This is a genomic window from Catellatospora tritici, from assembly GCF_019083965.1.
Lineage (GTDB): Bacteria > Actinomycetota > Actinomycetes > Mycobacteriales > Micromonosporaceae > Catellatospora > Catellatospora tritici.
Genome location: NZ_JAHRCY010000024.1, coordinates 86,478 through 112,302 on the forward strand (window position 1 = coordinate 86,478; position 25,825 = coordinate 112,302).

The 25,825-nt window shown below is 71.9% G+C and carries 27 protein-coding genes; 20 read left to right on the top strand and 7 right to left on the bottom strand.

The window, feature by feature from the left end; genetic code table 11:
- Positions 1-45: 45 nt before the first annotated feature.
- Both KUA19_RS35305 and KUA19_RS35310 read right to left on the bottom strand, forming a co-directional pair.
- Entirely contained in the window at positions 46-750 is a 705-nt protein-coding gene (locus KUA19_RS35305; RefSeq protein WP_217403202.1) for an LmeA family phospholipid-binding protein, read from the bottom strand.
- The gene (locus KUA19_RS35310) at positions 747-1,757 is read right to left on the bottom strand and encodes a hypothetical protein (protein ID WP_254550593.1); all 1,011 of its coding nucleotides are present in this window, start codon (positions 1,755-1,757) and stop codon (positions 747-749) included. The genes KUA19_RS35305 and KUA19_RS35310 overlap by 4 nt, the downstream gene beginning before the upstream one ends.
- 424 nt (positions 1,758-2,181) lie before the next feature.
- Here KUA19_RS35310 and KUA19_RS35315 point away from each other — a divergent pair, with 424 nt between their 5' ends.
- The 7 genes from KUA19_RS35315 (at position 2,182) to pstB (ending at position 9,849) form a co-directional block, all read left to right on the top strand.
- Entirely contained in the window at positions 2,182-2,922 is a 741-nt protein-coding gene (locus KUA19_RS35315) for a winged helix-turn-helix transcriptional regulator (protein WP_217403203.1), read from the top strand.
- Positions 2,923-3,241: 319 nt separating this feature from the next.
- Positions 3,242-4,204: a mycothiol synthase gene (gene mshD, locus KUA19_RS35320; RefSeq protein ID WP_372451972.1), complete on the top strand. Its 963-nt coding sequence runs from the start codon at positions 3,242-3,244 to the stop codon at positions 4,202-4,204.
- Positions 4,205-4,243: 39 nt separating this feature from the next.
- Positions 4,244-5,767, top strand: a complete 1,524-nt coding sequence (locus KUA19_RS35325; protein WP_217403207.1) for a hypothetical protein — start codon at positions 4,244-4,246, stop codon at positions 5,765-5,767.
- Positions 5,768-5,932: 165 nt separating this feature from the next.
- Complete coding sequence (gene pstS / locus KUA19_RS35330; protein ID WP_217403209.1) at positions 5,933-7,009, top strand: phosphate ABC transporter substrate-binding protein PstS; 1,077 nt, start codon at positions 5,933-5,935, stop codon at positions 7,007-7,009.
- A gap of 79 nt (positions 7,010-7,088) precedes the next feature.
- Complete coding sequence (gene pstC, locus KUA19_RS35335; protein ID WP_217403211.1) at positions 7,089-8,075, top strand: phosphate ABC transporter permease subunit PstC; 987 nt, start codon at positions 7,089-7,091, stop codon at positions 8,073-8,075.
- Positions 8,072-8,986 (top strand): phosphate ABC transporter permease PstA, encoded by a 915-nt coding sequence (gene pstA / locus KUA19_RS35340; protein ID WP_217403213.1) that lies wholly within the window; start codon positions 8,072-8,074, stop codon positions 8,984-8,986. Before pstC ends, pstA begins: the two co-directional genes overlap by 4 nt.
- Before the next feature lie 71 nt (positions 8,987-9,057).
- A complete protein-coding gene (gene pstB / locus KUA19_RS35345) occupies positions 9,058-9,849 on the top strand; it encodes a phosphate ABC transporter ATP-binding protein PstB (RefSeq protein ID WP_254550594.1) in 792 nt (263 codons plus the stop codon).
- A 321-nt stretch (positions 9,850-10,170) separates the two neighbouring features.
- On the opposite strand, the gene KUA19_RS35350 is transcribed toward pstB, so the two are convergent.
- Genes KUA19_RS35350 through KUA19_RS35360 form a run of 3 tightly spaced genes read right to left on the bottom strand, consistent with a single transcriptional unit; the run spans position 10,171 to position 12,900 of the window.
- Complete coding sequence (locus tag KUA19_RS35350) at positions 10,171-10,782, bottom strand: NUDIX hydrolase (RefSeq protein WP_217403217.1); 612 nt, start codon at positions 10,780-10,782, stop codon at positions 10,171-10,173.
- Positions 10,772-11,971, bottom strand: a complete 1,200-nt coding sequence (locus KUA19_RS35355) for a thiolase family protein (protein WP_217403219.1) — start codon at positions 11,969-11,971, stop codon at positions 10,772-10,774. The genes KUA19_RS35350 and KUA19_RS35355 overlap by 11 nt, the downstream gene beginning before the upstream one ends.
- A gap of 56 nt (positions 11,972-12,027) precedes the next feature.
- Complete coding sequence (locus KUA19_RS35360; RefSeq protein ID WP_308167828.1) at positions 12,028-12,900, bottom strand: aminotransferase class IV; 873 nt, start codon at positions 12,898-12,900, stop codon at positions 12,028-12,030.
- Positions 12,901-12,941: 41 nt separating this feature from the next.
- On the opposite strand from KUA19_RS35360, the gene KUA19_RS35365 reads away from it, so the two are divergent.
- From KUA19_RS35365 to KUA19_RS35410, 10 genes are all read left to right on the top strand, one after another.
- Positions 12,942-13,364: a Fur family transcriptional regulator gene (locus KUA19_RS35365; RefSeq protein WP_217403221.1), complete on the top strand. Its 423-nt coding sequence runs from the start codon at positions 12,942-12,944 to the stop codon at positions 13,362-13,364.
- Positions 13,364-14,431, top strand: a complete 1,068-nt coding sequence (ygfZ, locus tag KUA19_RS35370; protein ID WP_254550595.1) for a CAF17-like 4Fe-4S cluster assembly/insertion protein YgfZ — start codon at positions 13,364-13,366, stop codon at positions 14,429-14,431. Before KUA19_RS35365 ends, ygfZ begins: the two co-directional genes overlap by 1 nt.
- A gap of 23 nt (positions 14,432-14,454) precedes the next feature.
- On the top strand, positions 14,455-15,291 hold the full coding sequence (locus KUA19_RS35375; RefSeq protein WP_217403225.1) for a beta-keto acid cleavage family enzyme: 837 nt from the start codon (positions 14,455-14,457) through the stop codon (positions 15,289-15,291).
- A gap of 29 nt (positions 15,292-15,320) precedes the next feature.
- Positions 15,321-16,268, top strand: a complete 948-nt coding sequence (locus KUA19_RS35380) for an asparaginase (RefSeq protein ID WP_217403226.1) — start codon at positions 15,321-15,323, stop codon at positions 16,266-16,268.
- A gap of 151 nt (positions 16,269-16,419) precedes the next feature.
- Positions 16,420-16,920, top strand: a complete 501-nt coding sequence (locus KUA19_RS35385; protein ID WP_372451973.1) for a helix-turn-helix domain-containing protein — start codon at positions 16,420-16,422, stop codon at positions 16,918-16,920.
- Between the two features lie 2 nt (positions 16,921-16,922).
- Positions 16,923-17,390: a hypothetical protein gene (locus tag KUA19_RS35390; protein ID WP_217403228.1), complete on the top strand. Its 468-nt coding sequence runs from the start codon at positions 16,923-16,925 to the stop codon at positions 17,388-17,390.
- Positions 17,391-17,469: 79 nt separating this feature from the next.
- On the top strand, positions 17,470-17,787 hold the full coding sequence (locus tag KUA19_RS35395; protein WP_217403229.1) for a DUF2516 family protein: 318 nt from the start codon (positions 17,470-17,472) through the stop codon (positions 17,785-17,787).
- 9 nt (positions 17,788-17,796) lie between these two features.
- Positions 17,797-18,687 (top strand): alpha/beta fold hydrolase, encoded by an 891-nt coding sequence (locus tag KUA19_RS35400; protein WP_217403258.1) that lies wholly within the window; start codon positions 17,797-17,799, stop codon positions 18,685-18,687.
- A gap of 23 nt (positions 18,688-18,710) precedes the next feature.
- Positions 18,711-19,472 carry an EI24 domain-containing protein gene (locus KUA19_RS35405; protein WP_308167830.1) on the top strand — a complete coding sequence of 254 codons (762 nt, stop codon included), beginning with the start codon at positions 18,711-18,713 and terminating at the stop codon, positions 19,470-19,472.
- 157 nt (positions 19,473-19,629) lie between these two features.
- Complete coding sequence (locus KUA19_RS35410) at positions 19,630-22,296, top strand: endonuclease/exonuclease/phosphatase family protein (RefSeq protein ID WP_217403231.1); 2,667 nt, start codon at positions 19,630-19,632, stop codon at positions 22,294-22,296.
- 60 nt (positions 22,297-22,356) lie between these two features.
- Here the strand turns inward: KUA19_RS35410 and KUA19_RS35415 are convergent, their stop codons facing one another.
- Positions 22,357-23,355 (bottom strand): LacI family DNA-binding transcriptional regulator, encoded by a 999-nt coding sequence (locus KUA19_RS35415; RefSeq protein ID WP_217403233.1) that lies wholly within the window; start codon positions 23,353-23,355, stop codon positions 22,357-22,359.
- A 14-nt stretch (positions 23,356-23,369) separates the two neighbouring features.
- Positions 23,370-24,131: a maleylpyruvate isomerase family mycothiol-dependent enzyme gene (locus tag KUA19_RS35420; RefSeq protein WP_217403235.1), complete on the bottom strand. Its 762-nt coding sequence runs from the start codon at positions 24,129-24,131 to the stop codon at positions 23,370-23,372.
- Positions 24,132-24,257: 126 nt separating this feature from the next.
- Here KUA19_RS35420 and KUA19_RS35425 point away from each other — a divergent pair, with 126 nt between their 5' ends.
- The 3 genes from KUA19_RS35425 to KUA19_RS44225 are packed head-to-tail and all read left to right on the top strand — an operon-like array spanning position 24,258 to position 25,641.
- Entirely contained in the window at positions 24,258-25,313 is a 1,056-nt protein-coding gene (locus tag KUA19_RS35425; protein ID WP_217403237.1) for a UDP-N-acetylmuramate dehydrogenase, read from the top strand.
- A 36-nt stretch (positions 25,314-25,349) separates the two neighbouring features.
- Entirely contained in the window at positions 25,350-25,523 is a 174-nt protein-coding gene (locus tag KUA19_RS35430) for a hypothetical protein (RefSeq protein WP_217403239.1), read from the top strand.
- Entirely contained in the window at positions 25,516-25,641 is a 126-nt protein-coding gene (locus KUA19_RS44225; RefSeq protein ID WP_302563470.1) for a hypothetical protein, read from the top strand. The genes KUA19_RS35430 and KUA19_RS44225 overlap by 8 nt, the downstream gene beginning before the upstream one ends.
- Positions 25,642-25,825 lie beyond the last annotated feature (184 nt).

Here is a 25,825-nt window from a genome sequence, read left to right on the forward strand (position 1 = left end):
CATCCGGGATCGCGATACCAGCCCTTGATCAGGTCGAGTCGGTGGTCAGGCCAGTTCGACGTCCGCCGCGGTGAACGAGACCAGCAGGCCCGTCTCGGCGGTGCGCAGGTCGGTCAGCTCCAGATCGAACGGCAGCTTCGGCAGGCTCAGCGTCACCGCCAGCTTCTCCCGGTACGTGTCGAGCAGCGTCTGGCTGACCCCGCCCAGCGAGCTGCGCAGCTCCGTGGCGCGCAGCCGCACCTTTCCGTCGACCACGGTCACCTCCGCCGCGCCGGTCACCTCGCCCAGCAGCGGCAGTTTGCCGCTGACCTGCACCTCGCGCTCGCCCTTGGCGCGCAGCGTCAGGTTGGCCAGGCCGCTGGCCTTGACCAGGTCCGCGTAGGAGACGGTGGCGGTGCCGGTGACCCGCTGGGCGACCGGGTGGACGGTGCCGTCGAGCACCCCGGCGGTCGGCGCCACCACGTCGTGCGCCTGCACGGTGAGCAGCGGCAGCGGCAGGGTGCCGCCCTTCAGGTCGCGCAGGGTCAGGTCGATCTCGTCGTATCGCCCGGCGGCGACCTGGGTCAGGAACGGGACCCCGGTGATCGACACCTTCGGCGGTGAGGAGGTGATGCCGCGCTCCTCCAGCCGGGTGGCCACCCGCTCGGCGATCTGCCCCTCGGCCACGTGCGCGCCGACCCGGTCGGCGACGACGAGCAGCACGCCCAGCACCACCGCAATCACGGCGGTGACGCGCAGCGCCCGCCTCACGCGGGCACCAGGAAGACCACACTGATGACGTACGCGACCGGGGCCGCCAGCGCGAATCCGGCCAGCGGGCCCTGCATGTGCCGGGCCAGCCACATCGTCGGCGCGTCGCCGGCCAGCTCCCGGCCCGCCTCGGCGAAGCCGATGGTCAGGTCGGCCAGCACCGCGGCGCCCGCGGCGGCCATGCCGACCAGCGCCGCCTCGTGCGGCGTGAACGGCACCATGTACCGCCCGATGAGGGCGGCGGCGGCGGTACCCAGCATGGCGCCCAGCACGATGCCGGCCGAGCCGCGGGGCACCTGGTCGGCCAGGCGCGGCCACGGCGCGATCACGTCGGTCAACCGAGCGACGCCCAGTGCGATGCCGCTGGCAATGAGGCACACCACGATGGCCTGGGTACCCGCGGGCACCCGGGTCAAAACGATGAGTGTGGCGAAGGACACCACGCCCAGGACGATCACGACGGTCGAGGCCAGCGACTCCGACACGCGCATCCGGCCCTGGGGGCGGAACATCTGGCCCAGCACGCCCGCGACCAGGCCACCGGCGGCGACCAGGCCCAGCGGGGTGATGGAGGGGGCGTCCGGCAGGATCGCGCCGACGTCGGCGGCCAGCGCCGCCAGCACGCCGACCGTGGCGACCACCCGCAGCGCGGGCGGGCGCATCGCCATGGTGGTGGCGAACATGTAGAGCAGCTGCGCGCCGAAGATCACCACCGCGTACGGCACCCGGCCGAAGCCCACTCCGGCCGTCTGCGCGCCCATGACCAGGCCCACCGCCATCAGTAGCGCGAAACCGGCCACGGCCAGCGCCAGCATCCGGCGCACCGGCACGATCGGCAGCTCCGGTCCGTCGTCGGTGATGTCGAGGTCGTCGTCGGGCTCGGGGGCGCTCCCGCCGCGCAGCGCGCGCCGACCGCCGCGGGTCGGCTCCTCACGCCGCGAGCGGGTGGCGGTGTCCGTCCCGCCGCGCGGGTCCCGCGCGGCCGGCGCCGGGGCGGGTCCGGGCATGGGGCCTCGCCCGGCCGGGCCGGGGGCAGGACGGAACTGGCCACCATCGAACTGGGGGCCGGCCTGTGGGCCTGCCTGGGGGCTTGTCGACCTGCGGTTGCGGACGCTGTCGTCGGGAGGGGAACCGAGCACGCACCGATCGTGCCACCTTCACCCCCGCTCGCGCACCTCACCGGGGAGGTACTGCCCACAAAACACGCCGGAAACATGTTCGAAACGCGCGTGCGCGAACAACGACGGTGAGTGACAAATGCGTCAGGCGCTGGTATTTCTTGTGTTCTCAACTATGCTCATGCTTTACCCGCCCGTCAGCGACGCCGGGACCGACGTGAGGCCACGCCCCCTCAGTGCGACCGCCATCCCCCATGGCGATCAACTGTGGTGACAACCCGCGCGGCCTGCGCGCGAAGGACGGAGGCGATCCGTGGAAATTCTGCTCCTGGTCACCGCACGCGCTGGTGAGCCCTCTGCTGTGCTCCCGGCTCTCGATCTGCTCCCACACACCGTGCGCACCGCGCCCCGCGATGTGCGTACGCTCGTGTCCACCCCCAGCCCAGACGCGGTGCTGGTCGACGCGCGCAGCGAGCTGTCGGAGGCCCGCGCCACCTGCCGCATGCTGCACGCGACGGGCATCGGTGTGCCGCTGCTCGCCGTCGTCACCGAGGCCGGCCTGGTCGCCATCAACGCCGACTGGGGCGTCGACGACGTCATCCTCGCCGGGGCCGGTCCGGCCGAGGTCGAGGCGCGACTGCGGCTGGCCGTCGGGCGCCTCAACTCCGCCACCGCGGCGGCGGGCGGCCTGATCCGGGGCGGCGAGCTCACCATCGACCCCGACACGTACGCGGCGAAGCTCAAGGGACGGCCGCTCGACCTCACGTACAAGGAGTTCGAGCTGCTGAAGTTCCTGGCGCAGCACCCGGGCCGGGTCTTCACCCGCGACCAGTTGCTGCGCGAGGTGTGGGGCTACGACTACTTCGGCGGCACCCGCACCGTCGACGTGCACGTGCGGCGCCTGCGCGCCAAGCTCGGCTCCGAGTACGAGGCCATGATCGGCACCGTGCGCCAGGTCGGCTACAAGTTCGTCGTCCCGTCGTCGCGCCAGTCCCTGGCCGACCGCGAGCACGCCCTCGCCGACCAGCTCCTCGCCGACCTCCCCTCGTTCTGAGAGCCTGCGCCCCGGCGGCCGTTCGCGCTACGCGATCGGCCGCCGACCGCATCGGTAAAGGAGCGTGACATCGCGCAGCGATGTAGCGACGCGCCGATGCGGTCGGCCTCAAAGGCCGATCGCCGCGCCCGCGAAGGCGGGCGCCAACAGCACAGCCGATCGCCGCGCCCGCGGCGGCGGGCGCCAACAGCACAGCCGATCGCCGCGCCCGCGGCGGCGGGCGCAAACAGCACAGCCGATCGCCGCGCCCGCGGCGGCGGGCGCCAACAGCAAGCCGATCGCCGCGCTCGCGGCGGCGGGCGCCGACCGCAGAGCTAGGCTGACGGGCATGTCCAGCGAGTCCTGCCAGGTGGAGCGGCTTTCCAGGCTCAGCGCCGACGAGGTGGGGACCGTGTTGGCGCTGGCGAGCGCCGCCGGGGACACCGACGGCGCGTATCCGCTGTCCGAGCACACCGTGCTGCACCTGCGGCACGGCGGCGACATCCCCTCGGTGCACCTGATCGCCCGCGATCCGGCGGGGCGGCTCGCCGGGTACGCCCATGTCGACACCACCGACGTGGTGGACGGGCCGTCGGCGGAGCTGGTGGTGCATCCGATGGGCCGACGGCACGGGCTGGGGCGCGCCCTGGTGCTCGCGGCGCTGGAGGCCGCGGCCGAGGCCGACCCGGGCGGGCGGTTGCGACTGTGGGCGCACGGCGACCATCCGTCGGCCAGCGCGCTGGCGCTGTCGCTGAACTTCCGGCGGGCGCGGGTGCTCTGGCAGCTGCGCCGCTCGCTCTACGCCGAGATGCCGGCGCCGGAGCTGCCCGACGGGGTGGTGCTGCGGCCGTTCCGGCCGGGCGCCGACGACGAGCAGTGGCTCGCGCTCAACGCCCGTGCCTTCGCCGACCATCCCGAGCAGGGCCGGTGGACCCCGGCGGACCTGCGGGTGCGCATGGCCGAGCCGTGGTTCGACCCGGCCGGGTTCCTGCTGGCCGAACGCGCGGGCAGGCTGGTCGGCTTCCACTGGACCAAGGTGCACGGCCAACTGCGCGGCGAGGCGGGCGAGCACGCCCACCACCACGACCCCCTCGGCGAGGTGTACGTGCTGGGCGTGGATCCGGCCGAGCACGGCGGCGGGCTGGGGCGGGCGCTGACCTCGGCCGGGCTGCGGCACCTGCGGGCGCACGGATTGGACCAGGTCATGCTGTACGTGGACGAGTCCAATCACGCAGCGGTCGCGCTGTACACCCGGCTCGGCTTCGCCCGGTGGTCGACAGACGTTCTGTTCCAACGAATCTGAGGGTTCCGCACGGCTGTGACACGGGCCACTATCTAGGACGTGGCAGACACCGAAGTTCGGGACCCGTGGGCCGTGCCCGCCGACTTCACCGCCTGGGTGGAGCGCCGGTTGCGGCCGCTGGAGCGGGGCACGCGCCTGCTGGAGGGCGAGGACCAGGCCGCCCAGAGCATGGCGCGCGAACTGCTGACCGTGGTCGCCTCGCGCTGGTCGGGGCTGCGCCGGGCCGACACCCGGCACGGCGACCCGGCGGGCACCGCCGCGGACCGGTACCTGCAGCGGCTGTTCGGCCGGGAGGCCGCCGACGCGGGACTGCGCGACGCGATCCGGCTCGACCTCGACCGGCCGGTGCTCCAGGCGCGGCAACCGTCGTACGCCAAGACGCTGACCGTGGCCGACGAGGCCGCGCTGCTGTGGGAGCGGGCCAAGTCGACCTCGCGGCGGCGCGTGCTGATCGGCGCCGGGCTGGGCGGATTCGCGCTGGTCGCCGCCGCCTGCCGGATGATCTACGCCGATCCGCCGGCGGAGCTGCCCACGCCGGGGCGCACGGCGGCCGGGGCGTCGCGCGCGGCCGTGGACACCCTGCCCGCCGCCGCGGCGCAGGTACGGCTGACCACGTTGCGGGTGCCGGCCCTGCCCGCCGAGCCGGCGCCGGGCGAGGTGACCAAGCTGCCCAGGCTGACCGCCGAGCCGATCGGCCGGGCACTGGTGCTGCTCACGCCGTCTGAGACGAGCGGTACGCCGGTCGTGGTGCTGGGCGACGACGGGCGCTGGCGGCAGGTCGACCAGGCAGGTGACGAGGTTCAGCTGGCCATGCGGCTCGGACTGGACGCGGAGGAGACGGCGCTGTCACCCGACGGGCTGCGCGCGGCGTTCGCGCTGCCCAACGGCGTACGGGTGGTGGACCTGACGACGGGGGCGGGACGGACGTACGCGACCCCGCAGCAGCCGTATGCCGTGGTCTGGCTCGGTCCGGGCCACCTGCTGCTGGGTGTCGACGCGCTGCTCGACCTGCGCTCGGGGCAGCTGCTGGGGTGCCCGACGGGGCCGGTGGACGCGGTCACCTATCGCGGTGTTCCGCCGCTGGCGGGGCCGGGGCCGCTGACCGAGCTGCTGTCGGTGGGTGAGCCCGCGGCGGCCGGGCCCCGGGTGCGGCGCTGGGTGCTGGACGCGGCGAAGCCGAGCGAGACCACGGTGGCGCTGACCGGCGAGCGGGCCGACCTGATCGGGCCGTTCCAGGGTCCGGGGTTCGGCCATGGGGACGGACTGCTGGCCCGGGTGTGCAGCGCGCGGTCCGGGCAGCAGGGCCAGGCGGTCGGGGTGTTCACCACCTCGGGCCAGGTACGGCGGGTGCTGCTGGCCGACGAGTCGGTGACCGGCGCGGTACGGGTGACCGGCTGGCTGGACCCGAACCGGGTGCTGCTGCGCTGCGTGGGACCGGTGGGATCGGGGCGGCCGTGGCAGCGGCTGCTGGCCTGGGACCTGCGCGACGGCCACCTGGCGCTGATGGCGACCGTGGAGGTCGAGGGCGGTTTGTCGCTGCCCGACCTCACCGGGACGGTGTGAGCCCGTTCACTTCCCGGCTACACCGTGCTGAGTCGCGCGACACCGGTGTTGTTTTGCCTGTTCACCCTAAGTTCACCTGGGACCGACCACCCGTCCACCTCGGGCGTGCATCGTCGGGATCGGGCCGGCGACGGCCTGCATCCCGACTAGGAAGGCACCCCTGAAGTGAACCGTAACGTGCTCTCCCGGCGCGTCCTTGCTGGCGTCGCGGTCGCTGCGCTCGCTCTTGCCGGTTGCTCGTCGAAGGACGACCCCGCGACCGACCCGTCCGCCAGCGCCAACGCCGGTGGAATCGCATCCCTCACTGGTGAGCTGAAGGGTTCGGGCGCAAGCTTCCCGAACTCCTACTACCAGGAGGTCATCACGCAGCTCAAGGACGAGGCCAAGGGCCTGACGGTCACCTATAACTCGATTGGCTCGGGCGCCGGCAAGAAGGAGTTCGGGCAGGGCCTGACCGACTTCGCGGGCACGGACAGCTCGGTCAAGGACACCGACGGCGTGGCCGCCGGCTCGTTCCTGTACGTCCCGACCGTGGCGGCGCCGATCACGGTGTCGTTCAACCTGAAGGGCGTCGACAAGCTGCAGCTGTCGGCCGACACCCTGGCCAAGATCTTCCAGCGTCAGATCAAGGTGTGGAACGCGCCGGAGATCGCCACGGACAACCCGGGCGTGACCCTGCCGGCCACCGCGATCACCGTCGCGCACCGCGGCGACGCCTCGGGCACCACCAGCAACTTCACCAAGTACCTGGCCGCCGCGGCGCCGACCGTGTGGACCCTGGGCAGCGGTGACACCGTGGCGTGGGCCGCCGACACCCAGGCCGGTCAGAAGAACACCGGTGTGGCGCAGCTGATCAAGGCCGCCGACGGTGGCATCGGCTACGTCGACCTGGCCGACGCGGCCGACTCGGGCCTGAAGTTCGCCTCGATCAAGAACAAGGACGGCCAGTTCGTCGCCCCGACCCTGGAGGGCGCCACCGCCGCGCTCGCCGGTGCCGAGGTCAAGGACGACCTGTCCTACAACCCGCTGAACGCCGCCGGTGCGACCGCTTACCCGATCACCGCGCCGACCTACATCCTGGTCAAGCCGAAGTACGACGACCCGAAGAAGGCCGCGCTGGTCAAGGCGTTCGTCAAGTACATCCTGACCGACGGCAAGGACCTGGCCGCCGAGCTGCACTACTCGGTCCTCCCGGCTGAGCTGCAGGCCAAGGCGCTCGCCCAGCTGGACAAGATCAGCTGAAGCTGATCCGAGCGTCGATGGGAGCGGGTTCCCCCGCGGAGCCCGCTCCCATCGGCCACGGCCACCCCTCGGAGAAGAGATGACAGTCGTAGACAACCCCGCCAGCCTGACCCGGAAGGACCCCGGCCGCCACGCCGACCGGCTCTTCTGGGCTTTGTGCGTCTCCGCCGGACTCGCGGTCCTGCTGGTCCTCGGGCTGATCCTGGCGAGCATGCTGCAGCAGTCGCTGCCCGCGCTGACCAAGGAGTTCTTCACCAGCTCGGCCTGGGTCCCGAACGACCCGGACGAGGCCGGCCCGCTGCACCCGCAGTACGGCTCCCTGACTTTCCTCTACGGCACCGTCATCGTCTCGGTGATCGCGCTCGTGGTGGCCGTGCCGGTGTCGCTCGGCATCGCGCTGTTCCTGACCGAGCTGGCGCCCCGCCGGGTCCGCAGCTCCGTGGTCCTGCTGATCGACATGCTGGCGGCGGTGCCGTCGGTGGTCTTCGGTCTGTGGGGCATCATCGTGGTCGCCCCGGCCCTGGTGCCGGTGTACGAGTGGCTGCACGACACCCTCGGCGGGGTCCCGGTGATCGGCTCCCTGTTCGGCGAGACGGTCAGCAGCGGCCGAAACTTCATGACCGCCGGCCTGATCGTGGCCGTGATGATCATCCCGATCATCACCTCGATCAGTCGGGAGGTCTTCGCCACCGTCCCGAACTCGGACAAGCAGGCCGCGTACGCGCTCGGCGCCACCCGTTGGGAAATGATCAAGGGTGCCGTGCTGCCGCACAGTTTCGGCGGCGTGGTCGGCGCGGTCATCCTCGGCCTGGGCCGGGCCATGGGCGAGACCATCGCGGTCGCCCTGGTCATCGGCAGCGCCGTGCAGATCACCCCGAACCTGCTGGCCAGCGGGTACGCGCTGCCCGCCGTCATCGTCAACACCTTCGGCGAGGCCTCCGGCGACCTGCGCGCGGCCCTGATCGGCATGGGCGTGGTCCTGTTCATCCTCACCGTCGGGGTGAACCTGCTCGCCCGGTTCGTCGTCCGGCGCGCCGAGATCCGCATGAAGGGAGCTCCGGCATGAGCGTCTCGACCGCGAGCCGTCCCACGGCGGCGGCTCCCGCCCCGCTGGACCTGCGTCGCTCCTCGCTGCCGCTGCGCCGCCGGCTGGTCGACAACCTCAGCAAGGTGCTGATGTCGCTGACCCTGCTGGTGGCCCTGGTGCCGCTCGGCCTGGTCGTGTACTACGTCATCGCCAAGGGCGGCAGCATCATCAGCTGGGACTTCCTGGTCGACGACATCCCGCGCTCGGCCCGCCGGGCTGGCGGCGGCATGGGTCCGGCCGTGGTGGGCACGCTGGTCACCACCGGCACCGCGGCGCTGATGGCGGTCCCGCTGGGCGTGCTCGGCGCCATCTATCTGAACGAGTACGGCAAGCAGCGGCCGCTGGCGAAGTTCATCCGCACCATGGCCGACGTGATGACCGGGGTGCCCTCGATCGTGATGGGTCTGTTCATCCTGGTCGTGTGGGTGCTCACGGTGAAGGAGAAGTCCGCCTTCGCGGGTGCGCTCGCCCTGGCCTGCCTGATGCTCCCGGTGATCATTCGTAGCACCGAGGAGATGCTGCGCCTGGTCCCCGACGAGCTGCGCCAGGCCAGTGCGGCGCTGGGTGCCCGGCGTTGGAAGACCACCGTCTCGGTGGTGCTGCCCGCCGCGATCTCCGGCATCGTCAGCGGCGTGATGCTCGCCATCGCCCGCGCCGCCGGTGAGACCGCGCCGATCGTCGTGGTCGTGGGCATCACGTACGAGACGAACTGGAGCCTGTTCGGCCTGAACACCGCCCTGCCCGCGCAGATCTTCAACAACGCGACCGAGCCCTATCCGGCCGCGGAGTTGCGCGCGTGGGGCGCCGCGCTCACGCTGATGGTGATCGTCCTGCTGTTCACGGTGATCGCCCGTCTGATCTCCAGCCGCTTTGCGATCAAGGAACGTTGAGGTACCCCCCGATGACCAGCAGCACTGACTTCACCACTCTGTCCACCCTTCTCCCGGGAGCCGTGCCAGCCATGCCGACCGCATCCGCCAAGCCGGTGATGCAACTGGAGGACGTGAGCGTCTTCTACGGCAACTACGAGGCCGTCCGCAACACCACGATGGCCGTCCGCGAGCACCAGATCACCGCGCTCATCGGCCCCTCAGGCTGTGGCAAGAGCACGGTGCTGCGCTCGCTGAACCGGATGAACGACCTGGTGCCCGGTGCTCGGGTGGCGGGCAAGGTGACCTTCCACGGTCAGGACCTCTACGCCTCCGACGTCGACCCGATCCAGGTGCGCCGCCGGATCGGCATGGTGTTCCAGAAGCCCAACCCGTTCCCGAAGTCGATCTACGACAACGTCGCGTACGGGATGAAGATCAACGGGATCAAGGACAACCTCGACGACCGGGTCGAGCAGGCCCTGCGCGGTGCCGCCCTGTGGGACGAGGTCAAGGACAAGCTCAAGGCGAGCGGCCTGGCCCTGTCCGGCGGGCAGCAGCAGCGGCTGTGCATCGCCCGCGCCATCGCGGTGCGCCCCGAGGTGATCCTGATGGACGAGCCGTGCTCCGCGCTCGACCCGATCGCCACCGGCAAGATCGAGGACCTGATGCACGACCTCGCCGGGACGTACACGATCGTGATCGTCACGCACAACATGCAGCAGGCCGCCCGCGTCAGCCACCACACCGCGTTCTTCACCGCGGAACTGGACGAGGCGGGGGTGCGCCACGGTCGCCTGGTCGAGTTCAACGAGACCGGCCGGATCTTCACCAACCCGGCCGACAAGCGCACCGAGGACTACATCACGGGCCGCTTCGGCTGACCCTCGGCTGACCCGCAACATGGCTTCGCCCCGGCGGCGGTGGGAACTCCCCACCGCCGCTTTGCTCTGCACCCAAGTCCTTGCTCTGCACCCGTCGACGCGACATCTACGGGATCTGACCGCACCGCCGGGGCTCTCGCGCACCGATGGGTGCAGAGCTCGCGTCGGTGGGTGCAGAGCAAGTGGGTGGGTGCAGAGCAAGTGGGTGGGTGCAGAGCAAGCGGGTGGGTGCAGAGCTTGCGTCGGTGGGTGCAGAGCAAGCGGGTGGGTGCAGAGCAAAGGCGGCCGCAGGCACACTTGCCGCGGCCGGGACTGCCGGGGTCAGAGGGTCGGCATGTAAGCCAAGGAGACGTCGCGGGGGTTGGCGAGCATGTCGGCCACGGCTGCGTGCGCGGTCAGGCTGCGCAGGGTGACCAGGGTCGGTGGGATCATCGGCAGCTCACCGGCCGCGAACTCGGCCAGGGCCTGTTCGGGGGTGAGCCAGCGGACCCGGTCGGCCTCGAACTCCGGCAGCGCCGCCTCCTGGTCGTCAGGCATCGCGGCAAGGAAGAACCAGGTGTCGTAGCGGCGGGGCTCGAACAGGGGAGTGAGCCAGCGATCCCAGGCGACCAGAGCGGACGGCTCCAGCCGTACCCCCGTCTCTTCGAGGATCTCGCGGACCGCCGCCTCGGCCGGGGTCTCGCCCGGTTCCAGCGCGCCGCCGGGAAAGGTCCATAGGCCGCCGAAGGCCAGGTTGCGCATCCGGCGCATCAGGAACACCGTGCGGTCGGGGCGGATCAGGACCACGGTCGAGGCGTCACGGGGTGCGGCGGGTTCACGACCGGAGGCGGCGAACTCCTGCGACAGGGTCACGAAGCGTTCCCGGTGCTCGGGCGGGAGCAGCGAGAACGGGTCCTCCGGCCGGGCCGGGCCGGTCGGCGCGTCACTCGACATGGACCAGCACCGCCTGTCCCTGGCCGACGCCGATGCAGGCGGCGGCGATGCCGTAGCCGCCACCGCGCCGCCGCAGGCTGTGGCACAGGTCGATCAGCACGCGCGGGGCGGAGGCGCCGAGTGGGTGGCCGTACGCGATGGCGCCGCCGTCGATGTTGACCAGCTCCCGGTCCAGCTCGGGGAACTCGTGCAGGCAGCTCAGCACCATCGCGGCGAACGCCTCGTTGAGTTCCCACAGCGCGATGTCGCCGACGGACAGGCCGGTCTTGGCCAGCAGCGCGCGGATCGCGGGCACCGGGCCGACCGAGAAACGCTCGGGCGAGACGCCGACCACGGCGCTGGCGACGATGCGGCCGAGCGGCTGGACACCGAGGCGGCGCGCGGCGGCCTCGGAGCCGACCAGGGCGGCGCTCGCGCCGTCGTTGACGGGCGAGGAGTTGCCCGCCGTCACCGCGCCGTCGCGGCTGAACGCGGGCTTGAGCTTCGCCAGCGCCTCCAGCGAGGTGTCCGGGCGGACCGACTCGTCCCGGGTCACCCCGGCGACCTCGACGATCCGGCCGTCGAAGGTGCCCTTGTCCCAGGCGGCGGTGGCGCGCTGGTGCGAGCGCAGCGCCCAGGCGTCCTGCTGCTCACGGCCGATGCCCAGTGAGTTGGCGACCTGCTCGGCGGCGACGCCCAGGGGCACGGTCCAGGTGTCGGAGAACTTCGGGTTGACCATGCGCCAGCCGAGCTGGGTGTTCCACAGCTTCGCCTCGGCGGGCAGCGCCCCTGCCACCATTTCGGTGGGTGGCACGTCGGGCTTGGGCATGACGAACGGCGCCCGGCTCATGCTCTCCACGCCACCGGCCATGATCAGGTCGGCGTCGCCGGAGCGTACGGCTCGCGACGCCTGCACGATCGCCTCGGCCCCGGCCGCGCACAGCCGGTTGACGGTCACCCCCGGCACCGTGACCGGCAGGCCCGCCAGCAGCGCCGCCATCCGGGCCACGTTGCGGTTGTCCTCGCCCGCGCCGTTGGCGTCGCCGAGGATCACGTCCTCAACGAGCGCCGGATCCAGCTCCGGATGGCGTTTGAGCAGCGCGATCAGGGGCGCCGCGGCCAGGTCGTCGGCGCGTACGCCGGACAGCCCGCCCTTGTGGCGGCCGAACGGGGTCCGGACCGCGTCGAGGAGGTACGCGTGCGAGGTCATGCCCCGAACCCTACGTCACCTGATCGATCGTTCAGTAGTCCGGACCGCCGGTCGATTCAGACCACGAAACCCAGGTGCTCGCGCAGCTTGCCGGTCAGCGCCGACGGGGGCAGGGTGTCGTCGTCGATACTGCGGATCTCGGCGATGCCGCGCACGCTCGACAGCAGCCACACACCGTCGGTGCCGCGCAGCTCCGACGGGGTGACCATCCGCTCGGCGGAGGAGAACCCCAGCTCACCGGCGGTGGCCAGCAGGTGTGCGGCGGTGGTGCCGGGCAGGATGCCGGTGGCCGCGACGGGCACCGTGAACAGCGTGTCGCCCTCCAGCCAGACCAGCGTGGACGTCGGCGCCTCCAGGGCGAACCCGTCCTCCGACACCCACAGCACGTCGTCGACACCGTGCGCGGCGGCCCAGCGCAGTGAGGCCATGTTCACCGCGTACGACAGCGACTTGACCCCGCCGAGCAGCCAGGGCGCCGGAGTGCGCGCGGCGGCCGGGAAGCCCAGCGTCAGGGCCGCGATCGCGACCCCGTCGCGGCGCGCGGCCAGCGACGACGGTCCGAGTGGGTTGACCGTGGCGAAGCACGTCACCGGGCCGCCCGTGGCGGCGGCCGACTCGGCGCCGCGCGTGCAGACCAGCCGCACCGCACCCTCGGTTCCGGTGGGCCACTGCGCGCAGGCCTGCTCGGCCAGCTCCCGTAGGACCGCCGCCTCGGGCAGGGCCAGGTCCATCCGTGCGGCCGAACGAGCCATGCGGGCCAGGTGCTCGTCGAGCAGCCACGGGTGTGGCCGCCCGTCGGCGCCGTCGCGTACGTGCATCGTCTCGAAGATGCCGTCACCGCGCAGCACTCCGAGATCATCGGCGCGTAGGACGGGGGTGTCGGCCGGCACCACGCCCCGGCCCAGCACTACCAACACAGGCTCTGCCACAGGCCGGAATGCTACGCCCACCCGCGAACTATGATCGGACGATGCCGGACCGTGGCTCCGCCGAACTCGCGAACCTGTTGCGCGATCGCGGCCTGCGCCTCACCCCTCAGCGCCAGCTCGTCCTCGACGCGGTGCGCCAGCTCGAGCACGCCACCCCCGAGCAGGTGCACGCCGCCGTCAACGAGGTCAACGCGGGCGTCAACATCACCACCGTGTACCGCACGCTGGAGCTGCTGGAGGAGCTGGGCCTGGTCACGCACGTGCACCTGTCGCACGGCGCCCCGACGTACCACGACGCGGCGACCAGCAGGCACGTGCATCTGGTGTGCCGCAACTGCGAGACCGTGACCGAGCTGGAGCAGTCCGAGCTGGCCCCGCTGGCCGAGCGACTGCTGGCCCAGCGCGGCTTCCGGATGGACCTGGGACACGTGGCCCTGTTCGGGCTGTGCGGAGGATGTGCGTGATGGGCACCCCGACCACCGTCGGTCAGCTCGACCCGACCTCGCCCGACGCGCCCGTCGCGGCGCACCACGGCGACCCGCTGCGCGAGCAGCGCACCCTGCTCACCGGCGCGGCGATCGTGGACCGCTCGCACCGCGGCGTGCTGGCGCTGACCGGCCCGGAGCGGCTGACCTTCCTGCACAACCTGACCACGCAGCACCTGACCTCGCTGGCCGACGGGCAGGGCACCCGCACCCTGGTGCTGTCGCCGCACGGCCACATCGAGCACGAGCTGTGGCTGGCCGAGCTCGACGGCACGCTCTGGGTCGACGTGGAGCCGGGCACGGTCGACGATCTGGTCGCGTTCCTCACCAAGATGCGCTTCTTCACCCAGGTGGAGATCAAACCCGCCGACCTGGTGCTGTACAGCGTGGTCGGGCCCGGGGCCCTCGCGGCCGTGGGCAGGCTCGGCGTGGCGGTCCCGGCCGAGCCGGACGTGCTGCCGGTGCCCGAGGCCAAGTTCCACACCGGGTCCGTCCCACCCCGCCCCACCAGCGTGTACGGCCTGTGCCCGCTGCCAGGCGGCGGTTTTCTGCGGCGCCACGCCCTCGGCGACATCCCGGTTGTGGACCTGCTGCTGCCCGCCGCCACCGCCGAGCAGACCCTGGCGGAACTGGACCTGCCCCGGGCCGGGCTCTGGGCGTACGAGGCGGTGCGGGCGGCGGCGAAGCAGGCTCGGGTCGGCGTCGACACCGACCATCGGACGCTGCCGTCGGAGGTCGACCTGACCGCCGTCGCGGTGCACCTGGAGAAGGGCTGCTACCGGGGCCAGGAGACGGTGGCCCGGGTGCACCACCTGGGGCGGCCGCCCCGGGCGCTGCGGCTGCTGCACCTGGACGGCATCGGCACCGACGAACTGCCCGCGAAGGGGACCGAGGTGACCGCCGACGGGCGTACCGTCGGATTCGTCGGCACGGCCGCCCGCCACGGCGAACTCGGGCCGATCGCGCTGGCGGTCATGAAACGCAATATCTCCGGTGAGACCCCCCTGTCGGCCGGAGAATCTACGGCGGCTATTGACCCTGACTGAAGGTCTTGTGGAAAGATGCGCCCATGAGCAACGGCACCCTGATCACCGTGGCGCCCACGGGCGCCGAGTCCGCCAAGGCTGACGTCCCCGCGCTGCCGGTGACGCTGGACGAACTGGTCGCCACCGCCAAGGAGTGCGAGGCGGTCGGGGCGAGCGTGGTGCACGTGCACATCCGTGACGAGAACGCCCAGCCCAGCCTCGACCCCGCTCGCCTGCGGGACACCGTCGCCGCGCTGCGCGCGAGCACCGACCTGATCGTGCAGCTGTCCAGCGGCGGCTCGGTGCACGACCCCGAGTCCGCGCGCCTGGCCGTGCTCGACGCGGCCCCGGACATGGCCAGCTGCACCATGGGCACGGTCAACTTCGGCGAGGACGTGTTCCTCAACCGCTGGGAGTTCATCGTCGACCTGCACACCCGCATGCAGGAACGCGGCATCGTCCCCGAGTACGAGATCTTCGACCTGGGTCACCTGTGGTCGCTGTCCCGCCTGCTCGACAAGTACGGCCTGCCCGCCGGCGGCCACGTCCACGTCGACTTCGTCATGGGCGTCCCCGGTGGCATGCCCGGCACCGCCGCCGCCCTGGTCGCCTGCCAGCAGGCCCTGCGCGAGCTGCCCGAGGGCACCACCTTCTCGGCCACCGGCATCGGCCGGGCCACCCTGCCGGTGCTGCTCACCTCGCTCGGCGCGGGCGGCCACCTGCGCGTCGGCATGGAGGACACCGTCACGTACGCCAAGGGCCAGCCGGTGGAGTCCAACGCCCAGCTCGTCGCCCGTGCCGCGGCATTCGCCCGGCTTGCCCAGCGGCCGCCGCTGACCTCGGGTGAGGCACGCAACCTCCTGGGCATCCGCGTGAGCTGAAATGTGAAAGCCCGGTACCGTTCCTTACCATGGGCAAGCTTTATGAGGGCGGCGTGGCCCTCGTCGAGGTCGAACGCAGCGGATTCGTCGAGGGGAGCCACCGCGGCTCCGTGATCGTGCTGGACGCGTCCGGCACCCCGGTCGCCACGGCGGGTGATGTCACCGGGCCGATCTTCGCGCGCTCGTCCAACAAGCCCATGCAGGCCATCGGCATGCTGCGGGCCGGGCTGCGCCTGGCCGACCAGGCCGACCTGGCGCTGGTCTGCGCCAGCCACTACGGCGAGGACTTCCACATCGCCCGGGTACGGGCGCTGCTGCGCAGCGGCGGGCTCACCGAGGCGGCCCTGCGCTGCCCGCCCGACCTGCCCCTGGACGACGACGCCAAGCTCGCCGTCGCCGGCGTCAAGCAGCGGATCTTCATGAACTGCTCCGGCAAGCACTCCGGCATGCTGCTCACCTGCGTCGCCGCCGGCTGGAACACCGAGGACTACTACCAGGCCGACCACCCGCTGCAGCAGCGCCTGTCGGCCACCATCGAGGAGTTCGCCGGTGAGTCGGCCGCCGCGACCGGTGTCGACGGCTGCGGCGCGCCGGTGCTCGCCACCTCGCTGACCGGCCTGGCCACCGCGTTCCACCGCATCGCCGAGGGCGTGCCCGGCTCGCTGGAGCGGACCGTCGCCGACGCCATGCGCGCCTACCCGGAACTGGTCAGCGGCACCAACCGCGAGGACGCCCAGCTCATGCGCGCCGTCCCGGGCTTGCTCTGCAAGGTGGGCGCCGAGGGCGTCTGGGCGGCGGCGATCCCGGGCGTCGGTGCGGTCGCCCTGAAGATCGACGACGGCGCGGCCCGCGCCCGCGGCCCCGTCATGCTGTCGGCCCTGCGTCGCCTCGCCATCACGCCCGACCTGCCCACCCTCGCCGAGCCCACCCTCCTGGGCGGCGGCCGCCGCGTCGGCGCCCTCCACGCGACCTGGTAACCCAAACCCCTCACGGGTTGTCGCACTTTCGGGGAAACTGCACGAATTCGAGCCAAGATTCCGGCACTTTCCCCGAAAATGGACCCGGTGTGGCGTGAGTCGCTAACACTTGCAAGCATTATGCTTGCAAGTGTTAGCACCGCTGGGTAGGTTGGGGTGCGTGCAGAGTCCCGACATCGGCGCCTTCATCAAGGACTTGCGGGAGAACGCCCGCATCTCCCTGCGCCAGCTCGCCGAGCAGGCGAACATCAGCAACCCGTACCTGAGCCAGATCGAACGCGGCCTGCGCAAGCCGTCCGCCGAGGTCCTGGCCCAGCTCGCGGCGGCGCTGCGGGTCTCCACCCCGGTCATGTACCTCAAAGCCGGGCTGCTCGGCTCCGACCATGACGGGCACAGCGTGCCGACCGCGATCGCGGCCGACCCGCTGCTGACCGTCGCCCAGAAGCAGTCGCTGACGCAGATCTACGACACGTTCGTACGCGAGAACGCCCGCACCGACGACCCCGCGCCCGAGACCACGCCGCCCGCCGAGGCCACGGCGAAGCAGCCTGCATCGCAGCAGCCTGCACCGCCACAGGAACCGGCACCGCCGGCGGCGAAGAAGGCGGTCGGGAAGAAGTCCGGGCGCAAGAAGGCACAGGAGGAGCAGTGACCATGACCCAGACGACGAGCAAGAAGGACGAGCGCAGCTACCCGAGCGCGTTCTACGCCGCCGCCGGCGTCGGCGACATCGCCTACGAGCAGCTGCGCAAGCTGCCCGAGGTGGCCGACCGGCTGCGCGACAAGGCTGCCGAGCTCGCCGACCGCGCCGCCAACACCTCCGGCCCGCAGTGGAAGGCCAAGGCCAACGAGTACGGTGCGCTGGCCACCAGCAAGGCCGCCGAGCTGACCGGCAAGGTCGACCCGGTCGTGATCCGCGACAGCATCGTCTCGGGCACCCAGCAGGCCGCCGAGAAGGCCACCAAGTTCTACGACACCCTGGTCGCCCGGGGCGAGCAGGCGTTCACCCAGCAGCCGACCGCGCCGAAGGCCGCCGAGGCGGACGCGGGCGAGACCGTCGCCGAGGACGTGCCGCCGGCCGCCAAGCCCGCCGCCAAGCGCACCACGCCCAAGGCGAAGTGACGCGCGGACATGGCGCCCGCGGGTGCGGGCGCCATGTCTCAGGTGGGCTGCACGGCCCGCGCGTTCTAAGCTGTGACCCATGGTCGCTGCCATGCCCTTCGCCTTCGCGGCGGAATACGTGATCGACAAAGTCCTCGTCTACGCGGTCACACTGCTGCTGATCTGGGCGTTCGTGGACTGTGCGTTTCGCCGCGCCGACGCGTTCGTCGCCATCGGCACCCTGCAGAAGGCGATCTGGCTGCTGATCGTCGGCTTCGCTGCGCTGATCATGGTCTGGCAGTCGTTGCTGGCGAGGCCGCAGATGGGCTTTCTCTCCTGGATAGCCGCCTTCGTGGCCGCCTTCTATCTGCTCGAGATCCGGCGCGGACTGCGGGAAGCGATAGAAGGACCATGGTGACCATCGGTGATAAATGATCTGCGCTGGCCGCCTCCGCCGGACGGATTCCCCCGTCGTCTGGGCAAGCCGCGCAACTCTGCCCCGAACACCGGCCGTCCGGCTCCGCCCGCGTTGCCGACCGAGATCGTCGACACCCCGCACGGCGTGCAGCTGGAGCGGCTGATCACCGGCGTCGGCACGCCGGTGACGGTGTTCGCGCACGGCCTGGGCCACGGCATCGCCGAGACCCGCCCGCTGGGCAGCGCCGTCGGCGGCAAGCGCGTCTTCTTCCAGTTCCGCGGCCACGGCGAGTCCAGCTCCCCGCGCGGTGCCTGGGACTACGGCGACCTGGCCCGTGATCTGCGCGCGATCTCCGACATGACGGGCGCCACCCGGGCGCTGGGGGTCAGCCTCGGCGCCGGCGCGCTGTGCCGCCTGCTCGCCGAGACCCCCGACCGGTTCGAGAAGGTCGTCTTCTTCCTGCCCGCGGTGCTCGACCGGCCCCGGCCAGACGCGGCCCGCAAGCGGCTGATCAACCTGCTGGAAGCGATCAACAGCGGTGACCTGCCGACCGTCGCCAATGCCGTGGTCGAGGAGATCCCGCCGTCGGCCCGCAACGGCGCCTCCGGCTGGGCGTATGTGCGGCAGCGGCTCAGCACCCTGATGAACACCGGGCTGAGCAGTGGCCTGCTCACCCTGCCCGACCAGGTCGCGGTGCCCGACGTCAACCTGCTGCGTGACGTCAGCGCCCAGGCGCTGGTCATCGGCTGCATCGGCGACGACCTGCATCCGGCCTCGGTCGCCGAGGAACTGGCCGCCGTGCTGCCCGACGTTTCGCTGCACATCTACAATCGACCGGCCGTGCTCTGGCACGAACGTGCTGACCTGCGCGAACGAATCTCGTCCTTCCTCAACGGGTGACGCTGCCACTAGGCTCGCCAGGCGTGGCAGGTCAGAGCATCTCGAACTTCTTCACCGGCATCCGCCTCTACGGACGCGGCCTCGCCCGGTATGCCCGCAGCCCCCGGCTCATCCTGCTGGGACTCATTCCGGCGGTGCTGAGCCTGCTGCTGTTCACGGGTCTGTTCGCGCTGCTGTTCTACTTCATGGGCGAGATCACCGACACCGTCACCTGGTTCGCCCGTGACTGGTCCGAGGCCGGGCGCGAGACGGCACGGCTCTTCGCCGGTATCGCGGTCGTCGGGGCGTCCGGACTGGTCGCGGTGCTGTCGTACACGGCGGTGACGTTGCTGATCGGCGACCCGTTCTACGAGAAGATCGCCGCATCGATCGAGGACAGCCTCGGTGGCGTGCCCAACGCCGTCGACCTGCCCTGGTACCTGGAGCTGCGGCGCAGCCTGGTGGACGCGCTGCGGCTGCTGCTGGTGTCGGTGCTGATCGCCATCCCGCTGTTCGCGGGCGGGTTCATCCCGTTCGTGGGGCAGACCGTGGTGCCGGTGATCGGCGCGTTCGTGGGTGGCTGGTTCCTGGCGCTGGAACTGGTCGGGGTGGCGTACAACCGGCGTGGCCTGCGCCTGCCCGACCGGCGCCGCGCGCTGCGCCAGGACCGGGCCGCGGCGCTCGGGTTCGGGGTGGCGGTGTTCTGCACGTTCCTGATTCCGCTGGGCGCGGTGCTGCTGATGCCCGCCGCCGTGGCCGGCGGCACCCTGCTGGCCCGCCGCTCCCTCAACCTCCCCACCCAGTAGGTCAAGGAAGGGCCCCTTCTTATCGCATTCCGAGGTGGAAGGGGCCCCTCTTAACGCCTGGCGGCGGGGGTGTGGGGGTTGACTGGCCGGGTTCGGCGGAGGTTCGGCCGGGTGCCCGGTGTCGGGGCGGCGGGGGTAGGCGCTAGCCTCTGCGGCCATGCGCCGTACCACGATCGCTGTCGTCGCGCTGCTGTTCGCCGTGACAGTGCAGCTGCTACGGGCCAGCGGCCCCCTGCTCGACCAGGTCGCGGGCCCGGTCGGCATCGTGAACGCCGCCCTGATCGCCTTGGGCGTCTTCGCCGTGCCCGGGATCATCCTGCACGTATTGGGCCGCAGGTACCGGCGCGAACCAGCCCCCGCGTTGGTCCAGCGGGTGCTGGCCCGCCTGCGCCGCCGCTCCTCCGCCTCGGCCATCGCCGCCTCGGATGTGGCCGCCTCGGATGTGGCCGCCTCGGATGTGGCCGCCTCGGACGGCACCGCGCTGGACAGCGCGCAGTCGGACGCCGCCGGGCCGAAATCCGCCGCCAGTCGGGACGTCGACGGTCTCGCCGGTCAGGAAGTGGCGCTCCCACACCAGCGCCGCGCGCAGAACCCGGCGACCGCCGCCACCGAAACCGCCGACCAGGCAGCCGACCAGGCCGACAGTCGGGCGGCCGAACGGGCCGACGAGACGCCGCCGGAAGCCCAACCCTTCGAGACGCACACCGTCTTCGGGGCCGCCCGAAGCACCACGCCGCGTATCGACGCCCGCATCGCCGACGCCACAGCGCACGACGATCGGAACAAGTCCGCCGAGCCGGATTCCGCGCGGGATCGTGGACCCTCGGACGAACCGGCTGGAAGCACCGGTAGTGAGCAGCTGACGAACGAAGAGCCAGGCGCCGACCCCGCAGGCAGGCGGGACGAAGCACCGGGTGCCGACCGCACGGGCGGGCGTGACAAAGCACCGGGTGCCGACCCCGCAGGCAGGCGGGACGAAGCACCGGGCGCCGACCTCTCGGACGAGCGAGCATCGGGTGCCGACGCGGGGGACACGCCGGAGGAAGAGCGGTCCCGGGGTGGCGCCGCGGACGAACCGGTCGGGGACGGTGCCGGGCAGGGGCGACCTCAGCTCGCAGGCGGGTACGCGCTCGCCACGTCCACCTCGCTGTTCGCGCTGCTGTGGGCGCTGGCACTGTGGGCCGACCGGCCCGGCCTGCTGGTCGTCGCGGCGGCCGCCGTGTTCGGGCTGGCCTCGCTCGGGCTGGCGGCCCGCTGCTTCGGCGACCCCGTGGGCGTCACCATCGGACTACTCGCCGGTGGCGGCCTGGACCTGATGGTTCGCTCCGCCACGGTCACCCTCGACCCGATCTGGAGCCCCGAGGACGCGGGCTGGATCCCGACGACGGCGCTGGTGGTGCTGACCGTGGGGCTGGCCGTCGTGGTCCTGCTGTCGTTCGTGGTCCGGGACCGGCTCGCCCCCATGGACGGCACCGGCCGCACCTGGGTCCTGGGCGGCTACCTGGCGGTCTGGACGACTACCGTCGGCAACCCGGCGTTCGTGGCGTCGCAGTCGGGCGTGGCGCTGCAGCTGTGCGTCGCCATCTCGCTGTTTCTGCTGCTCAACGCGGTCGAGCTGGTACGCCGACTGACCCTGGCGGGCGGCACGGACGCCATCCCCGAACCCGATCACTGGATCGCCGGGTCGGCCGCGCTGGCCGGTCTGACCGGCGGTCTTGCGCTGGCGTGGTGGACCACCGGGTGGCTGGCGCTGGTCGGCGTGGTGCTGGCGCAGTTGTCGGCCACGGTCGCCGTCGCGCGCGGGCTGGCGTCGCCCTCGACCCGTTTCACCTGGGCGTACGGCCTGATCTGGGTGCTGCCCGTGCTGCTGTTCCAGGTGCACTACGACATGCCGCTGCCGTTCGACAACCGGTGGCTGCTGCTCGGGCTGGGCGTGCTGGTCGGCCTCGGCGGGATGGGGCGGCGACCGGGCCACCCCGGCGGCCCCTGGCGCGTCGACGTGCGCGGCATCGTCGCGCCGCCGTCCCTGATCGGGTTGTCGATGGCGCTGGCGATGGCCGTACCGGCGCTGATGCACATCACCCAGCCGCCGCCGCCCCAGCAGGCCCGGCCTGCGCTCGGCCTGCGTGTCATGAGCTGGAACATCAAGTACGGCCGGGACGACGCCAGCGGCGCGGCCGACCCCCGGCAGCTCGCCGCCGCGATCCGCGCCTCCTACCCGGACGTGGTGCTGCTGCAGGAGGTGAGCCGTGGCTGGGCCATCGGCGGCGGGGTGGACGTGGCCGAATACCTGTCCCGCGAGCTCAACATGCGCTACTACTGGTCCCCGGCGGCCGACGGCCAGTTCGGCAACCTGCTACTGACGCGGCTACCGGTGCGCGACGTCCGCTACGCGCGCCTGCCGTACGGCCAGGGGCCGATGTGGCGTTCCGTGCTCAAGGCGTCGGTGACCCTGGACAGCGGGCTCAGCCTGGACGTGTTCACCGCGCACCTGACGCACCGCAAGCCGAACACGCCGACCCGGCTGGCCCAGATCGACGCGATCCTGAGTCGCGTCGACCCGTCCCGACCCACGGTGATCGCGGGCGACTTCAACTTCTGGCCGAGCTGGTCCGAGCGGGACAGGTTCGTGGGGTCGGGTTGGGTGTCGGCGCAGGACGCCACCGGGCACAGCGACGAGTGGACCTCGCCGACCGACGTGCCGACCAACCGGGTCGACTGGCTCTTCGGCTCGCCGCAGGTCGCGTTCCTCGACTTCGCGGTACTGAACCAGGTGACGGCGTCGGACCACTTCCCGATCCTCGCCGTCATCCGTCTGCGTTAGGACCGCGCCCACAGACCGGCTTCAGGGACGGAAGCCCGCGCCCGTGGAGGCGGGCGCCGGCTACGCCGTGCCGCGGATGACCAGTTCGGTGGGGAGGATGACGCTGTCGGCGATGGTCTCGCCCGCCGCCAGGCGCAGCAGCTGGCGGGCCATCTCCCGGCCCTGGCCGACGATCGGCTGGCGGACCGTGGTCAGCGGCGGCTCGGTGTACCGGGCCAGCGCGATGTCGTCGAACCCGATCACCGCCACGTCTTCGGGCACCCGCCGCCCCGCCGCCTGCAGCGCCTGCAACGCCCCGTGCGCCATCAGGTCGGAGGCGACGAAGACCGCGTCCAGATCCGGGTCGTCCTCCAGCAGCTGCCGCATGGCGACGGTCCCCGAGTCGCGGGTGAAGTCGCCGACGGCCACGATCGAGCGCCGGTCGGAGCCGCGCAGCTCCTCGCGGTACCCGGTGAGCCGGTCGATGCCCGCGACCATGTCCTGCGGGCCGGCGATGGTGGCGATCCGGTTGCGACCGGTCTCCAGCAGGTGCCGCACCGCCAGCCGGGCCCCGTTGACGTTGTCGACCTCGACGTACGGCACCCGCACCTGACCCAGCGGTCGACCGCCGCACAGCACCGGGATGCCCATCCGGGCCAGCTGCCCCGGCAGCGGGTCGGCGCCGTGCATCGACGCGATCAGCACGCCGTCGATGTGGCGGGCCATGGCGTAGCGCTCGATCCGGTCGTGGCTGGCCGCCGACCCGGCCACCATCAGCACCAGCTGCTTGTCGGCGGCGTCGAGTTCCTGGCTGACGCCCCGGATGATGCCGGGGAAGAACTGGTCGTCGGAGAAGACGCGCGACGGGCTCTCCGGCAGCACCAGCGCGTACGAGTCGGTGCGCTGGGTGACCAGGCTGCGGGCGGCCTGGTTGGGCACGTAGCCGAGTTCGTCGACGGCGCGCTGGACGGCGGCGCGGATCGACTCGGCGACGGTCGGCGAACCGTTCACCACGCGCGACACCGTCGCGCGGGAAACCCCTGCCCGCTGGGCCACCTGTTCGAGGGTCGGTCTGGGCATATGACCGCCGCCGCTCAGCCGACTCGCAGCGCGGCCAGCAGCGACTCGTCGCCGCTGACGTCCAGGCTGTCGAAGCCGATCCGGCCCCACAGCGCCAGCTGCAGGTCGCTGGCCGGGCCGACGGCGACCACGCGGGTGTCGGGGCCGTCGGCGTCGAGCAGGGTGTCGGTGTCGAGCAGGGCGATGCCCTCGCCGCGCAGCCGGACGAACCACTCCTGGCGGTGCTCGTCGTCGGCGACGAGCTGGACCACGCCGTACCGGTCGGTGGGGCCGGTGCGGCGCCCCGCCGGGATGAGGCTGTCCAGCACCTCGGTGACGCCGTCGGCGGCCAGGCGGTCCTCGATCGGCTCGGCCAGGCCCTGCGACATCTGGATGTCCCAGCGGTGCACGGCGGTCTCCTGGGCCATCCGGCGGTGCCAGAAGCCCGCGACCTTCGGCTGCGGCGCCCAGTTGTACGCCGGCATCTGCGGGTCGATCGCCTCCAGCAGCTCCAGCAGCGCCTTGAACTCGTCGTCGAACCACGCCAGGGTGGCCTCGGCGCCCGGGTAGTCGTGGCGGCGCGACGCCTGGTCGGGGGCGGTGGTGACACCCCGCCCGGCGAAGCCGCGGACCCAGCGGTAGACGCCGCCGAGGTGGTGCACCAGGTCCAGTACGGTCCAGTCCGGACAGGTGGGCACGATCGCGGTCAGGTCGGCCTCGGCCGCCACCGTACGGAAAGCCGCCGCGTCCGCGCGCAGCGAGTCGAGCCAGAACTCCTTGGTGCCGTGCGCCCTCATGCCGCCGTCCTCATCCTGTCCGCTTCCGCCGGGTCCAGCGCACCGCACCAGGTCGCCGCACGACGTCGTAGGTGACGTTGGGCGCTCTCGCGACCTCGGCGTCCGTGGCCGCACTAATGTGGTGACGTGTCTGACAATAGTCTCGCCCGCCACGCCCTCGCCGACCTGACCACCCTGGGACTGGGCGGTCCGGCCGACAAGCTGGTCACGGCAGGTAGCTCGGACGACATCGTGGCGGCTGTACGCGACGCGGGCCGCGCCGGCGAGCCGGTGCTGCTGCTGGCCGGGGGCAGCAACGTGGTCGTCAGTGACGCCGGGTTCCCGGGCACCGTGGTGTTGATCCGCTCGTCCGGGGTGAGCGTGACCGGCCGCGACGGCGACAGCGTGTCGGTGCGGATGGCGGCCGGTCATCCGTGGGACGACGCGGTGGCGCAGACGGTCGCCGCGGGCTGGTCCGGCATCGAGGCGATGTCGGGCGTGCCCGGCGCCGCTGGCTCCACGCCGATCCAGAACGTCGGCGCGTACGGGCAGGACGTGTCGCAGACCGTCGAGTCGGTGACGGTCTACGACCGTACCGAGGGCGAGATCCGGCAGTTCACGCCCGAGGAGTGCCGGTTCGAGTTCCGCAACAGCGTGTTCAAGTACACCGACCGCTGGGTGGTGCTGGACGTGGTGTTCCGGCTGCGCCAGGACGGCCTGTCCGGGCCGGTGGCGTACGCGGAGCTGGCCCGGGTGCTCGGGGTGGAGCTGGGCGAGCGGGCGCCGCTGGACAAGGTGCGCGAGGCGGTGCTGGAGCTGCGTCGGAGCAAGGGCATGGTGCTCGACCCGACCGACCCGGACACCCGCTCGGTAGGGTCGTTCTTCGTCAACCCGATCCTCAGCGCGGAGGCGTACGAGCGGCTGCGCGAACGCGCCGGTGAGCTGGAGCCGCCGGCCTGGCCCGGGGCTGACGGGGTGGTGAAGCTCAGCGCCGCGTGGCTGATCGAGCAGGCCGGGTTCGGCAAGGGGTACCGGCGCGGGCCGGTGGCGATCTCGTCGAAGCACGCGCTCGCGCTGACCCACCCGGGCGGTGGTCTCACCGCGGACCTGCTCGCGCTGGCGGCGGAGATCCGGGACGGGGTGCACGACCGGTTCGGTGTGACGCTGCGGCCAGAACCGGTGCTGGTGGGCTGCGAGTTCTGATGATCCCTATCGGGCGTAACGGTCGTTACGTCCGATATGAGCCACATTGCGGAGCTGCCTGGACTGCTGGACTACTACCAGCAGCTCGATGTCCCAATGAGCGTGTCCATGTTCCTCGGCATGGGCCTGGTCCTGCTGGGCCTCGCCCTGCTCGTGGCCGCCATCGTGATGGGCTGGGGCGAACGCCGCCGCGAGCCCTCCAATGACTGACCCGCTGGCCATCGCCCCCGGCACGGACCTCGTCCCACCACCGAAGGCGATCCTCCTCTTCCTCGTCTGCGCCGCCCTCGGCTGGTACCTCGCCGGCCGCCACGGCGCCGATCGCTGATCGCGCATAGCGCATAGCGCATAGCGCATAGCGCATCGAGCATCGCGCTCGCTGATCGCGCAGTTTCAGGGAAAGTGCGCGAATCTTGGCGCGCTTTCGTGCAGTTTCCCCGAAACTGCACGTTCCCGCCCGCCCGCCCGCGCAGCGGGGCGCGGCCCGGCCCGGCCCGGCGCGGCCCGGCCCG